The organism is Micrococcus luteus (assembly GCF_014138885.1).
Classification (GTDB): Bacteria; Actinomycetota; Actinomycetes; order Actinomycetales; family Micrococcaceae; genus Micrococcus; species Micrococcus luteus.
Genome location: NZ_JACJIK010000001.1, coordinates 1,724,768 through 1,737,845 on the forward strand (window position 1 = coordinate 1,724,768; position 13,078 = coordinate 1,737,845).

Consider the following 13,078-nt stretch of genomic DNA (forward strand, 5'->3'; position numbering starts at 1 on the left):
GGCTCACCGCTGACGATCCCCGGCCGGGCAGTCGTCCCGTGACGTCGACCGAGGGGCCCCACCGACAGCTTGATCAGCGATCATCGCCGGAGCTGTGGGGCCGTCTGGTCGCTGCGGTGTTCGCCCTCGACGGCGTCGAGGAGGGCCACAGCACCGTCTCGCCAGCAACGTCGCGCGCCCTCCACCTGACAGGCCGGCCGGAGGAGCGCACCCCGGAGGTCAACCTCTCACCAGGCCGGCGCTGGGAGCCGGTGCACCTGCATGGGGTGGACGACACGTCAGTGCACCTCGTCCTGGCGCCCGAGCGCGGCGTCCGTCTGGCCGAGCTCGGATGGCTCGAACCGCATGGCTACGCGGACTTCGGCACGGAGTGGATGCTCTACGGTCCGCGGGACGAGGCAGAGCTGGCCGTCGTCGTCGGGATCATCGAGGAGTCGCTCGCCTACGCGCGCGGTTGACGCAGCGCCCCGGAGCGGGGAAGCGGACGCGAGAGGAAACTGCGAATTTTTCGTTTTCGCGGGTAGTCTTGTTCCATGACTGCGACGGTGAATGACAAGCACACGGTGCTGCCGCCGACGGACCTCGAGGAGATGCTCGACGTCGGCAGGTTCCTCGACGGCCTGACGCAGCCGGCCGCCCTGGTCGGCCCTGATGGGCAGAAGGTCCCCCTGCCGCCAGAGGCTTTCAACGTCCTGCGGGACGTCGTCGAGGCGATGCGGGTGGGCAAGGCCATCACGGTGGCACCCGTCGACCAGCTGCTCACGACACAGGAGGCGGCGAACTTCCTCGGCATCAGTCGTCCCACGCTGGTGAGGCTGCTCGAGGAGGGCGCGTTGCCGTACGAGAGGACGACCGGTGGTCGGCACCGACGCATCCGGCTCCAAGACGTCGTGTCCTATCAGCAGCGGAAGCGCGGGGAGCGGCGTGCCTCGCTGAGTGACCTCGTCGGGGAGGCCGCGTCTGCGGGCCTCTACGACCAGAAGGCGGAGTCCTACCGCGAGGCGTTGCGTCAGGCTCGCGCCGACCTCCGGGGTGAGCGCGGGTAGTGGCTCGTGCCGGAGGCGCGCTCCGGCGTCTGCCTGCTCATCCCCACACGCCGGACCCGGCGATGAGCCGGACCGCGAGCACCGCCATGACCACCGCGATCACCACGTCCACCACGCGCCACGCCTTCGGGTCGGCGAGCACCCGGGCCAGCAGGCGCGCGCCGTAGCCGAGCGCGGTGAACCACAGGACCGAGGCGGCGACGGCGCCGGCGGCGAAGACCCACCGCGCGTCGGGACCGTGCTGGTTGGCGAGGCTGCCCAGCAGCACCACGGTGTCCAGGTAGACGTGCGGGTTGAGCCAGGTCAGTGCGAGCGTGGTGGCGACGACCGAACCCGCGGTGCGCGGCGCCTGCTCGGCCACGAGCCCCTGCGGGCGCAGCGCGGCACGCAGGGAGGAGACCGCGAACCAGAGCAGGTACAGGGCGCCGCCCCAGCGCAGCACCTCGAGCAGCCACGGCACGGCCTGCACGAGCGCACCCACCCCGGCGGTCCCGGCCAGGATCAGCACGGCGTCCGAGGCCATGCACACCAGCACGACGGCGCCCACATGCTCCCGGCGCACGCCCTGGCGGAGCACGAAGGCGTTCTGGGCGCCGATGGCGACGATGAGGGCGAGTCCGGTGAGCAGGCCGGTGCCGGCGAGGGTCCACATGGGTGAGGACGCTAGGGCCCGGCCGGGCCTGAGCCAAACGAAGAGAACTGCAGGTGCCTCAGCTCTGCTTCATGAACCTGGATCAGCTGCAGGCGCTGCGTGCGATCGCGGACGAGGGCTCGTTCGAGGCGGCCGCGTACGAGCTCGGCGTCAGCGCCTCGGCGGTCAGCCAGCGCATCCGCGCCCTGGAGCGGGAGGTGGGCCAGGTGCTGCTCCGGCGCGGCGAGGTGCTGGCCGCCGTCACCACGGAGCCGCAGCCGGTGCAGGGGTGCGCGGCGGAGCCGCTGGGGAGCATGCGCTACGTCCCGCTCGCCTCGCCCGCCCTGCTCGCCCGGCACGCGGCGGGCGACGTCGTCGACCTCGGCGCGATGCCCATGATGCGCTACAACGCGAAGGACGACCTGCAGCGCCTCGCGCTGAGCGGCGCCGGGCTGGACGTCGCCCCGCCCACGCACCTGGCGCCGTCGTTCGACGGGTTCCACCGGTCCGTCCGGGCCGGCCTGGGGTGGGGGATGCTCGTGGACGCCCAGGCCGTCGAGGACGTGCGCGCCGGCCGGCTGGTCCGCGTGCCCGGGCTCGACGACGTCCTCGTGCCCCTGTACTGGCAGGCGGCCACACTGCCCGTGACGCGCCTGGTGCGGCTCACGCGGGCGGTGCGGGAGGCGGCCCAGCGGACGCTCGAGCGGGGGTGAGGCGGCGCCGCGGGTCGCGGGCCGTCAGCGACGTCGCAGCGGTGCCGGCGCTTCCATGGACGCCTCGGCCAGCACGGGCCGGAAGCCCAGCGCCTCGTTGACGTCGAGCATGTGCCGGTTCTCCTCGGCGTTCCACGTGATGATCGCGCGGGCCCCGGGCAGCGCGTCGCGCACGGCGATGAGGTTCGCCGCCTTCACGCGCATGCCGAGGCGGTGGCCGCGGTGCTCGGGCAGCACGATGGTGTCCCACTGGTCGATGAGCCCGTCCGGGCGCGAGCGGGGCGCCACCAGCTCGCTCAGGGCAACGATCCGACCGGTGGCGCGGTGCCGCGCCACCGCGCGGAAGAGGCGCCCGGTCGTGAGGATCTGCTCGTCCATGCGACGCACGCGGGCCGCGTCCCACACCTGCTCCACCACGGTGCGTTCCCCGGAGGGCACGTCCGTGGCCATGCGGGCCTTGAGGACGGCAAGGTCGTCCTGCAGGGACGCGTCGGCCGCGCCCTCCCAGGCGTGGAGCTCGTAGTCCGACGAGACGCGTTCGGCCTCGGCCAGGGCGACGGCGGGGTCGATCCCCGGATCGGCGAAGTCATACCGGCTCACCCGCTCGATCTGGACGAGCGCGAAGCCGTAGGACTGGGCGAGACGCACACCCGGATGTTCGGCGGACACCGCGCCGGCGCCGTTGGGCGGGGTGAGCGTCCGTTGCCCGGCCACCGGCCGCGGCGTCAGCGGCCAGGTCTCGAAACGGGTGAGGCCGGCGGTGTCCAGGACGAGCCGCTCGGCCAGTGCCCGGCCGTGGCCGCGTCCGCGGTGCCGCGGGTGGACGTAGACGTTGAGGGTGGCCGCGTCAGGGTCGTCGACCTGGTTGATCAGGACGCGGGCGTAGCCGACCGCCTCGCCGTCGACGTACGCCAGGTAGCGGCGCAGCGTGTGGTCGGTCTCGGCGGCGGCCTGGATGAGCGCGTCCGTGGGGGTCTCGTCCCACTCGGTCGTGCCGATCAGTTCGTGGTTGTACTCGTCTCCGAGCTGGCAGTAGGCCCGCCAGTGGGGGTCGTCCGACGAGACGGGCAGGGGGAATTCGATGATGTCAGGCATGCGGTGACTGCTTTCTGAAGAAAGGGGTGGGCGCAGAGGCACCCGTCGAGCCGTGCTCGAGACGGGCGCGCGGGGAGGCCGGTGGTGGGTCGTCGGACCCACGGCGTCACTGCTGCTGCATCATGGGGTGAACTGTGTCACGATGCGGATCGGTGGGCAAGGGCCTTTGCTGTCGAGATGCAGGCAAGGTTCCACACGACGCGCGGTGGACTCTTCGCGTATCGGGCGGGATCCGGTCGGCGTGACACTGGGTGTCCAGGTGGGCGCCCCCGCGCACCCCAGGGCTCGCTCGAAACGTACGGACGGCTGCCGCTCTAGCGGGTTGGTTGTGGCGAGCCGTGCGGCGGGCGGGCAGGGCCGGAGGTGGCGCACACGGCGCATGGCGGGGCCCCTCGTCACTAACGACCGATTTAGCCGGATGAGCGTGCTCTGATCGACCGGACATCCTCAACCAGGCGGCTCGCCTGGTCGTGATCGTCCACTACGACGTTGAAGAGCGACCCGTCACGGGTCCGGATCGTGACGCGGGCCCGACCGCCGTTGTTGATGCGGACCCCGCCGGGGGCTGAAGCGCGGCCCGTGACGAACCAGTTGAGGAGTCCGTGGTTCATGCCGTCATCACTGGCTGAAGTGATGTCGGAGATCTCCGAGACGGGAATCGCTCGCCTGCAGAACGGCGCGTGAATCCGCACCTCTGGCGTCGGACCCTCGGGCGTGTCAACTTGTCTGTGTAAGCGGGGTGGTCACAGGTAGGGGTTGATCCGGTCGGGGTAGGCCGCGGCGAGCTGGGCGAGGGCCTGCTTCCAGTTCGTGACGGCCTGGCCTTCGACGAGCCGGCCCTGGGCTTTGCGCTGGCCGGCGGGTTTGCCCCGGTCCCGAGCGCGTTCGGCGGCGCGTTTGTCTTCGATGTTGCAGATCGCCAGCCAGAGCAGCTTCACCGCCGCCTCGGTCGAGGGGAAGTGGCCGCGGTTCTTGGTCACCTTCCGTAGCTGGAAGTTCAGCGACTCGATGCTGTTGGTCGTGTAGATGACCTTGCGGAGCATGGGTGGGAACTGCAGGAACGGGATGAACCGCTCCCAGGAGTTCGCCCAGGTCGCGGCTGCAGACGGGTACTTCGTGCCGAGCTCGGAGGCCTCGAACTCGGCCAGCGCCTTCCTCGCGGTCTCTTCGTTGGGGGCGGTGTAGATCGGCTTCAGCGCGGCGGCGACCTTCTTGCGGTCCTGGTAGGCCACGAACCGCATCGCGGCCCGGATCAGGTGAACCACGCAGGTCTGGACCATCGAGTCCGGCCACGTCGCCTCGATCGCCTCCGGCAGGCCCTTGAGCCCGTCGCAGCACACGATCAGCACGTCCTGCACGCCCCGGTTGGCGAGATCGGCGCAGACGTGGGCCCAGAACGCCGAGCCCTCGGTGTCCTGGACCCAGATCCCCAGCACGTGCTTGATGCCCTCGAGGTCCACGCCGACGGCGATGTAGGCGGCACGGTTGAGGACCTGGCTGTTCTCTCGGATCTTGATCCGGATTGCGTCGAGATAGATCACCGGATAGAACTCCTCCAGCGGCCGCGACTGCCACGCCAGGACCTCTTCGCTCACGGCGTCGGTGATGTTGGAGATCGTCTCGTGCGACAGGTCCGTGCCGATCGTGGAGGCCAGGTGGTGCTGGATGTCCCGGATCGTCATTCCGCCGGCATAGAGGCTGATGATCATGTCATCCAGGCCCCCGAGGCGCCGCTGGCCCTTGGGCACCAGGCGCGGGGTGAACGACCCGCCCCGGTCTCGCGGGACGTCCAGCTCGATCGGCCCGACCTCGGACTCCACGGTCTTCGGGGTGGTCCCGTTGCGGGAGTTGGCGTGCTTCGGCGCCTCGCTCGAGCCCTTCTCGTAGCCCAGATGGCTGGTCAGCTCGGCCTGCAGGCCCCGCTCGAGCGCGGCCTTGACCAGCGCGGGCACGAACCCGCCGTCACCGGTGAGCTCGACGCCGCCCGCGTCGATCTGCGCGAACAGGGCATCAAGCTGCCCTGAGGCTTTCAGCTGCTCGACCAGGTCCTGGCCCGAGGGCTCGCCTGGGTTCTTCTCGTCGATCATGGTCATGATTCTTACCGTTCCTCTCGGTACGGCTTACACAGACCATCTGACACGCCCGGACCCTCAGGGACGTCGACAGTGATTCGAGCCCCTAGGCTCACCAAGCGGTTTCCACGGACTGTCACTCTCATGCGCCCACGATCCGGCATGATGCGGTTCCGACACCAGGGCGGAGGGCAACAACTCACCCGCCCCAACTTCTCCAGCTGAGGTTATGCCGGACAGCGATCTGTGCGAGATACCGGACATTCATCGGCGCAAGTCACACCGCCTAGCTGTTGTGGGTCATGAGGTTCTTGCCACGGGGTACGGGCTGAGATGAGACGAGTGGGCCTCTCCCGCAGGATGGAAGTTCCTCAACAACCCACCTGCCAGAAGAGACCCACTCATGACTCACGCTAACGCACCCCTGACCCCCACTGGCCGTCTCAGGATGGTCCACCGCCACCTGCACGACGGGATCCCGCAGGCGCACGTGGCCGCCGAGTTCCGGGTGAGCCGGCCCACGGTGGCCACCTGGGTGGCCCGCTACCGCGCCGAGGGCGAGGCCGGGCTGCTCGACCGGCCCAGCCGTCCGCGCCGTTCACCTGCCCAGCTCGACCCCGAGGTGGTGGCCCAGATCCAGACCCTGCGTCGCAGGGAGAAGTGGTCAGCCCGCCGCATCCATCACCACCTCGTCTCTGAAGGCCACCAGCTGTGCCTGCGCACTGTGGGCAGGTGGCTGCACCGACTGGGCATCTCCCGGTTGCCAGACCTCGCGCCCACGGGTGAGGACCTGCGCCAACGACCGCAGAAGATCACCGCCCGCGGCCCGGGGCACATGGTGCACCTGGACGTGAAGAAGATCGGGAAGATCCCTGACGGGGGCGGCTGGCGTGCTCACGGACGTGAAAGTGAAGCAGGCCGTGCTTCCAAGCGTGGTGCAGGCCGGCGGGTCGGGTACACCTATCTGCACTCGGCGATCGACGGGTTCACCCGCCTGGCGTACACCGAGGCGTTGGAGGATGAGAAGGCGGTGACCACGATCGGGTTCTTCTGCCGGGCCCGCGCGTTCTTCGCCGCCCACGGCATCACCGTGGACCGGGTGGTCACGGACAACGGGAACAACTACCGGGCCGTGGACTTCACCGCCAAGGTGGTCTCGCTCGGGGGCCGGCACCACCGGATCCGCCCCTACACCCCGCGCCATAACGGGAAGGTCGAACGGTACAACCGGCTGATGGTCGATGAGGTCCTCTACGCCCGCCCGTATACCTCAGAGACAGCTCGGCGTGAGGCGCTGGCCGTGTGGGTGAACCACTACAACTACCATCGGCCTCATACCTCCTGCGGGGACGCCCCTCCGGCCTCGTTGGCACCGGCCCGAGTCAACAACGTCATGCCCTCCTACACCTAGCAGGCGACGTGGGGAGACTGCCGGAGACATCTGGGGCGCGTGCCACAAACGACCGTTTAAGCCGCGTGCCTCTGAGAGTCACCTACCCGCCGCATCCGCAGGCGGAGGATGGCGAAAGCGCTCACCCCCCGAGTGGGGCTGGCGTCCATGGCGCGGGTGGTGACCGATGCAGTTCCGGCGTGGGTCAGCACTACACGGGTCGGTCAGACCCGCGTAGCGTCGATGCTGTCCGGCGTGGAGCCCCTCGGGCCTTCACGCATCCGACTTGATCGAGGGGAGTCCTCCTTGTACATCCACAAGCAGAAGCTTCAGCACGTCTCCAGTCCTGAGAAGCCTGACGCGGTCTACGCCCGCAAGCTGCAGGAGGTGATCGGCGGACAGTACGGCGAGATCACCGTGGCCATGCAGTACAGCTTCCAGGCATGGAACGCCCACATTCCGGGCAAGTACCGGGACCTGCTCTTCAGCACGGCGGCCGAGGAGTTCGGTCACGTCGAGATGCTCGCCACCATGGTGGCCCAGCTGCTGGAGAAGGCCCCGGTGGGGATCACCACCGACGCCATCCAGGATGACCCGGCCGTGGCCGCCGTCATCGGGGGCACCGACCTGCAGCAGGCCATCGTGGCCGGTGCCGGTGCTCGCCCCGTGGACAGCATGGGGAATCCGTGGACGGCGGCCTACGTCACCGCCAGCGGCAACCTGCTGGCCGACATGACCGCCAACCTCAACGCGGAGATGCAGGGGCGGACCCAGGTGGCCCGGCTCTACCACATGACCGATGACCCGGGCATCCGGGAGCTGCTCTCCTTCCTGCTGGCCCGGGACACGATGCACCAGAACCAGTGGGCGGCGGCTGTGAAGGAGCTGCAGGAGGACGGCCTGGAGGAGATGCCGGTGCCGAGCAACTTCCCGCAGAAGAAGGAGGCCACGGAGCACTCGTACACGCACTATGAGTTCTCTGACGGTCAGGCCACTGCGGAGGGTTCGTGGGCTGCAGGCCCCACCCCGGACGGCAAGGGCGAGTTCTCCTACTCGTCCGAGCCGCCGGCGGGGGTCCCCATGCCCCCGCCCACCCACCCGGACTCCCGTTTCTACGGGACCACGGAGGTGCCCAACCGCGTCGAGAAGCTGGCGGGCACGGTGCAGGACAAGCTGCACCGCGAGTGACCCGACCTTCCCGATGAGGGAGTGCACGGGCCCGTCTGCTCCGGCAGGCGGGCCCGTGTCGTCTGTCCCTGTACGGGTCCGCATCTACCTGGCAAGCGCCGTGGCGAGAATGTGCCTCGCCATTCTTGAGGGGATGCGGGCGCTTCGGACAGGGCTGCGTGGTCGCACGGAGTGTTCTTGACCCACGTCCACGCGGGTATACCCCTTTACACGCCCTGCCCTGTGGCTTCGTTCGCTTGGTGGCGGGGTTTTTGCAGCGCTCCGTGGCGGTCTTGTTGCCGCGATCACGCAGGACTGGCTGCAGGTAGGTGTCGCGGTCTGAACCGAGAGGGGTGCGCCCGGTCGGGGCCGTTTGGATCGCTGCCGCTACGTCAGAGTCCGAAGGCTCCGCCGCTGACGAGGATCACGATGCCGAGGCCGATGAGAACGATGGGGAAGAGGATGTTCTCCCAGCGTTCGAGCACTTCGGCGATCGGGGGGCGGGTGGCGACGAACTTTGCCAGGGCCACCAGGACCGCGACGAGCGCGAGGAAGACGATGCAGTAGGCGACTACTGCGAGAGGTTCCACGCTGAGGAAGACAGGGGTGTAGACGCCGATGTTGTCGCCGCCGTTGGCAAGGGTGACGCCTGCGACTGTCCACACGCCGACCTTCTTGCCGGCAACCTTGGCCTCGTCGTCATCGTCGTCATCGTCTCCGCGCCAGGCCTGCCATGCGGCCCAGAGGCCGAGGCCCAGAGGGATGAGGCCGAAGTACGGGATGGCTGCCGGGGGCAGGAATGCTCCGGCGCCGATGGTCACCAGGACCGCGGCACCGAGGATGCCGGCGAATCCGAGGTACTGGCCGGCCAGAATGCGGGCGGTAGTGCCGCGCTGGCCTGCCCCTCGCGCGAAGAAGAGGGAGAGCACGATGATGTCGTCGATGTTGGTCGCTGCGAACAGGCCCATCGCCTGCAAGACCGAGGTGAGGCTCATGCGCCCTCCCCAGCTGCGTCGCATCCGGGAAGCGAGCAGGCGGGATCGATGCACGGAGCACTCTCATCCACCGCGAGGGTGACCTCGACCAGAGCAGTCAGCGCCCGCGCCAGGTGTGCATCGGCGATCTCGTATCGGGTCTGGCGGCCCTCGGCCACGGCGACCGCGATCCCGCAGTCCCGCAAGCACGCCAGGTGGTTCGACACGTTCGACCGGGTCAGCCCCAAGTCTCGCGCTAGTTCGGCCGGGTACGCCGGCCGTTCCAGCAAGGTCATCAGGATCCGCGACCGGGTGGGGTCGGCCATCGCTCGGCCCAACCGGTTCATCACATCAACACGAGAGGCGATAGTCAGCATTCACTGAACTATACAGTATGAGCTGAACTTACAGTGTCGCCTCGTAAAGCTATACCCCAGCGGGGTGGCACAGAACGTCGTGCCGTCCCGCTGTTTGCTCATCGGCCGACGGGGAGCTCGATCAGTTGCGGGCTGCTGCAGCAGGCGTCGCCGGCTGGGGCTGGGGCGTCGCAGCTGCCGCCGAGGTCGGTGGTGCATACGCCGGTCTCGGGTAGTTCGAGGTGGACTGCGTCGGCTGCTTTGCGGTCGCCGGCCAGGGCTGCTGCGATGGAGCGGACCTGTTCGTAGCCGGTGGCCATGAGGAAGGTGGGGGCGCGGCCGTAGCTCTTCATCCCCACGATGTAGAAGTTCGTCTCCGGGTGGGCGAGGACTCGCTCACCGTGAGGCTCGACGGATCCGCAGGAGTGGAACTCGGGATCGATCAGCGGCCCCAGCTGGGACGGTGCTTCGACGGCCGGGTCCAGGGCCAGGCGGAGTTCGGAGAGCATTCCGAGATCAGGGCGAAACCCGGTGGCGGGCACCAGCACATCGACGCTCACTTCTCGCTCCCCGTCCGGGGTCACAGCGTGGACGGTCAACGTGTCGTCGGCTCTGAAGCGAGTGATGGTGAAGGAGGTGAGGACCGCGATGCGTCCGGAGTCGACCAGCTGGCGCAGTCGCGAGCCGAGCGCTCCTCGGGCTGCGAGTTCGTCCTGGTCGCCGCCCCCGTAGACGCGGGTGAGGTCTGCGGTGCGAGCGGCCCACATGATGGTGGTGTCGGCCTCCAGGTCCGCGAGGTCCAGCAGGGTATTGGCGGCTGAGTGGCCGGCACCGGTCACCATGACTCGCTTGCCGGCGAAGCGGTCACGGTCGCGGCCCTGCACGTCAGGCAGCGGCGCGGTGATGTGGCCCGCGGCGCGGGCCTGCTGCTCGCCGGGAGCAAGGAGCCCGGCCTGTCCGAGGGGGTTGGGCGTGGACCAGGTGCCGGAGGCGTCGATGACCGCGGAGGCGAGCACGTCTTCGCTGTGCCCGTCGGTGGTCTGGATCCGGACGAGGAAGGGGGTCTCCTCGCGGCGTGCGGTGCGGGTCTTGTCGATGCCGGCGCGGGAGACGGCGGTGACCCGCGCCCCGTAGCGGATCGACTCGGCGAGCTGGGGAAGCTGCGCGAGCGGTTCGAGGTAATGCTCGCGCAGTTCGTGACCGGTCGGGAGAACGTCGGCGTCGGGTGCGGTCCAGCCGGCAGCTTCGAGGAGACGCTGTGCGGCGGCGTCGAGGTTGTGCTGCCACGGCGAGAAGAGCCGCGTGTGCCCCCACTCGGCGATCGCGGCTCCTGCCGCGGTCCCGGCCTCGAGGATCAGGAACGGCAGGCCGCGCTCAGAGAGGTGGGCAGCGGCGGCAAGGCCGATGGGGCCAGCGCCGATGACGACAATGGGATGTGAGTTCGTTGCGGTGGTCACGATGATGAGTCTCCTTGCTGCGGGGCGGTCAGTTCGCGGTGCCGGTGAGGTCGGTCAGGAGCTTGCGGACGTGGGTGTCGATGTCGTCGCGGACCAAGCGCATCCGCTCCATCCCTTCGATGCCGCGCTGAGAGGGTTCATCGGTGTGCCAGGTCGTGACCGGCGCGGTCATGCCCTCGACGGGTTTGATGACGGCTTCGTCGCCGATGACGATCACGTGGTCGACGCTTCGCAGCAGCTCGGGGGTGACCGGCTGCGGGACGGCGGAGGACATGTCCGCGCCGACCTCGGCGATCGCCTCCGCGGACTGGGCGTTGATGGCGGTGCCCGGGCGGGTGCCGGCGGAATGCACGTCGACCTCATCCCCGGCGTGATGGCGCATGAGGGCGGCGGCCATCTGGGACTTGCCGCCGTTCTTCACGCAGACGAACAGGACTGAAGGGCGCTTCGTGGTCATGGCGAGGGGATCCTTCTGTGGGGTCATCGGGTGGGGGCGGTGGTGTCGCCGGGGAACAGGCGCCGCCCCATAGCGAGGGCGACGTAGACGAGGGCGACGAGGACGGGGACTTCGATCAGCGGGCCGACGACGCCGGCGAGGGCCTGGCCGGAGGTGACTCCGAAGGTGCCGATGGCGACGGCGATGGCGAGCTCGAAGTTGTTGCCCGAGGCCGTGAACGCGACGGTCGTGGACTTCGCGTAGTCGAGGCCGATCGCGCGGCCGAGCAGGAAGGACCCCAGGAACATGACGACGAAGTAGACCAGCAGCGGCAGGGCGATGCGGGCCACGTCTCCCGGTGCGGAGATGATCGCGTCGCCCTGGAGGGCGAACAGCAGCACGATGGTGAACAGCAGCCCGTACAGCGCCCAGGGACCGATCTTCGGGAGGAACCGCTCCTCGTACCAGGTCCGGCCCTTGGCTCGCTCACCGAGGATGCGGGTCAGGAACCCTGCGACCAGCGGGATCCCGAGGAAGATCAGCACGCTGAGGACGATCGCACCGATCGAGAACTCGGCCGACGTGGTCGGCAGCCCCAGCCAGGACGGCAGCGCCTGGAGGTAGAACCAGCCCAGGGCACCGAAGGCGATCACCTGGAAGACGGAGTTGATCGCGACCAGCACCGCGGCTGCTTCTCGGTCACCGCAGGCGAGGTCGTTCCAGATGAGGACCATCGCGATGCAGCGTGCGAGCCCGACGATGATCAGGCCGGTGCGGTACTCCGGAAGGTCGGCCAGGAAGATCCAGGCCAGGGCGAACATGAGTGCCGGGCCGACGATCCAGTTCAGCACCAGCGAGGTCACCAGCAGGCGTCGGTCCGCGCCGATACGCCGGGTCTCGTCGTAGCGGACCTTCGCCAGGACCGGGTACATCATCACCAACAGTCCGATCGCAATGGGCAGGGACACGGATCCGATCTTCACCGCCTCCAGCGCGGTGTTCAGGCCGGGGATGAACCGCCCCAGCAGGAGACCCACTGCCATGGCGGCCAGGATCCACACCGGGAGCCAGCGATCGAGGAAGGACATCTCCTTCATCACGCGGGGCTGCTCCACATCCTTGGTGGTCGTACTCATGAGGGGGGCCGAACCTTCCATCGACGGATATCGATGCGAACGCTATGCTTCACATCGATGACTGTCAATGTAAGGTGGGGGCATGTCCACGACGACCGCGATCACAGCTGCCGGGCTCGAGACGATGAACGGCCCTGAGGAGTGCTGCAGGCTCTCAGCGGGGCCCGTCGACAGCGTCGAGGCCGAGAGGATCGCGTCCTTGCTCAAGGCGCTTTCCGACCCGACCCGTCTCCGGCTTCTGTCCCATGTCGCTGCTCAGGGCTGCAATTCGGTCTGCGCCTGTGATCTCACCGAGCCGCTGGGCATCAGCCAGCCGACCGTGAGTCACCACATGAAGAAGCTCGTCGACGCTGGCCTGCTCACGCGCGAGCAGAAGGGCCGCTGGGCGCACTACTCCGTCGTGCCGTCGGCCTTCGCCGAGCTCCGTTCCTTCCTCGACATCGCCTGAACCCCCGCCGCCGACTTTGGAGATCCTCCTGACCGCACGGCCCAGTGTCCAGGTCGTCTGCGTCCACAACGCCGGTCGCTCGCAGTCCGGTTAGCTGTTGTGGGTCATGAGGTTCTTGACATGGGTACCGGGCTGAGATGAGACGAGTGGGCCTCTC

Annotated in this window: 14 protein-coding genes; 6 read left to right on the plus strand and 8 right to left on the minus strand. The window is 68.7% G+C overall.

Annotated elements, in window-relative coordinates:
• Positions 1-38 precede the first annotated feature (38 nt).
• The gene (locus tag HDA34_RS08025; RefSeq protein ID WP_227717957.1) at positions 39-458 is read left to right on the plus strand and encodes a luciferase domain-containing protein; all 420 of its coding nucleotides are present in this window, start codon (positions 39-41) and stop codon (positions 456-458) included.
• Between the two features lie 75 nt (positions 459-533).
• Positions 534-1,046 carry a helix-turn-helix domain-containing protein gene (locus HDA34_RS08030; RefSeq protein ID WP_134377367.1) on the plus strand — a complete coding sequence of 171 codons (513 nt, stop codon included), beginning with the start codon at positions 534-536 and terminating at the stop codon, positions 1,044-1,046.
• A 37-nt stretch (positions 1,047-1,083) separates the two neighbouring features.
• On the opposite strand, the gene lysE is transcribed toward HDA34_RS08030, so the two are convergent.
• Positions 1,084-1,698 carry an L-lysine exporter gene (lysE, locus tag HDA34_RS08035; protein ID WP_060973796.1) on the minus strand — a complete coding sequence of 205 codons (615 nt, stop codon included), beginning with the start codon at positions 1,696-1,698 and terminating at the stop codon, positions 1,084-1,086.
• Between the two features lie 71 nt (positions 1,699-1,769).
• Between lysE and HDA34_RS08040 the strand changes: the two genes are divergently transcribed.
• On the plus strand, positions 1,770-2,390 hold the full coding sequence (locus HDA34_RS08040) for a LysR family transcriptional regulator (protein WP_041103377.1): 621 nt from the start codon (positions 1,770-1,772) through the stop codon (positions 2,388-2,390).
• Between the two features lie 24 nt (positions 2,391-2,414).
• On the opposite strand, the gene HDA34_RS08045 is transcribed toward HDA34_RS08040, so the two are convergent.
• Positions 2,415-3,485, minus strand: a complete 1,071-nt coding sequence (locus HDA34_RS08045) for a GNAT family N-acetyltransferase (protein ID WP_134377366.1) — start codon at positions 3,483-3,485, stop codon at positions 2,415-2,417.
• Positions 3,486-4,228: 743 nt separating this feature from the next.
• Complete coding sequence (locus HDA34_RS08050) at positions 4,229-5,572, minus strand: IS256-like element ISMlu11 family transposase (protein ID WP_012750929.1); 1,344 nt, start codon at positions 5,570-5,572, stop codon at positions 4,229-4,231.
• 388 nt (positions 5,573-5,960) lie between these two features.
• Between HDA34_RS08050 and HDA34_RS08055 the strand changes: the two genes are divergently transcribed.
• Together HDA34_RS08055 and HDA34_RS08060 are read left to right on the plus strand one after the other, a co-directional pair.
• Positions 5,961-6,968, plus strand: coding sequence for an IS481 family transposase (locus HDA34_RS08055; protein ID WP_182496711.1), 1,008 nt, complete (start codon positions 5,961-5,963; stop codon positions 6,966-6,968).
• A gap of 285 nt (positions 6,969-7,253) precedes the next feature.
• The gene (locus HDA34_RS08060) at positions 7,254-8,135 is read left to right on the plus strand and encodes a manganese catalase (protein ID WP_134377543.1); all 882 of its coding nucleotides are present in this window, start codon (positions 7,254-7,256) and stop codon (positions 8,133-8,135) included.
• 371 nt (positions 8,136-8,506) lie between these two features.
• On the opposite strand, the gene HDA34_RS08065 is transcribed toward HDA34_RS08060, so the two are convergent.
• The 5 genes from HDA34_RS08065 to arsB all read right to left on the minus strand — a co-directional run bounded on the left by HDA34_RS08065 (position 8,507) and on the right by arsB (position 12,473).
• Positions 8,507-9,109 (minus strand): cadmium resistance transporter, encoded by a 603-nt coding sequence (locus HDA34_RS08065; RefSeq protein ID WP_036341590.1) that lies wholly within the window; start codon positions 9,107-9,109, stop codon positions 8,507-8,509.
• On the minus strand, positions 9,106-9,465 hold the full coding sequence (cmtR, locus tag HDA34_RS08070) for a Cd(II)/Pb(II)-sensing metalloregulatory transcriptional regulator CmtR (RefSeq protein ID WP_010080053.1): 360 nt from the start codon (positions 9,463-9,465) through the stop codon (positions 9,106-9,108). The genes HDA34_RS08065 and cmtR overlap by 4 nt, the downstream gene beginning before the upstream one ends.
• Before the next feature lie 98 nt (positions 9,466-9,563).
• Positions 9,564-10,901 (minus strand): FAD-dependent oxidoreductase, encoded by a 1,338-nt coding sequence (locus HDA34_RS08075; RefSeq protein ID WP_166795231.1) that lies wholly within the window; start codon positions 10,899-10,901, stop codon positions 9,564-9,566.
• A gap of 28 nt (positions 10,902-10,929) precedes the next feature.
• Entirely contained in the window at positions 10,930-11,358 is a 429-nt protein-coding gene (locus HDA34_RS08080; RefSeq protein ID WP_002855764.1) for an arsenate-mycothiol transferase ArsC, read from the minus strand.
• Positions 11,359-11,381: 23 nt separating this feature from the next.
• Positions 11,382-12,473 carry an ACR3 family arsenite efflux transporter gene (gene arsB / locus HDA34_RS08085; protein ID WP_036381392.1) on the minus strand — a complete coding sequence of 364 codons (1,092 nt, stop codon included), beginning with the start codon at positions 12,471-12,473 and terminating at the stop codon, positions 11,382-11,384.
• 82 nt (positions 12,474-12,555) lie between these two features.
• Here arsB and HDA34_RS08090 point away from each other — a divergent pair, with 82 nt between their 5' ends.
• On the plus strand, positions 12,556-12,921 hold the full coding sequence (locus HDA34_RS08090) for an ArsR/SmtB family transcription factor (protein WP_044658723.1): 366 nt from the start codon (positions 12,556-12,558) through the stop codon (positions 12,919-12,921).
• The last annotated feature ends 157 nt before the right edge of the window (positions 12,922-13,078 follow it).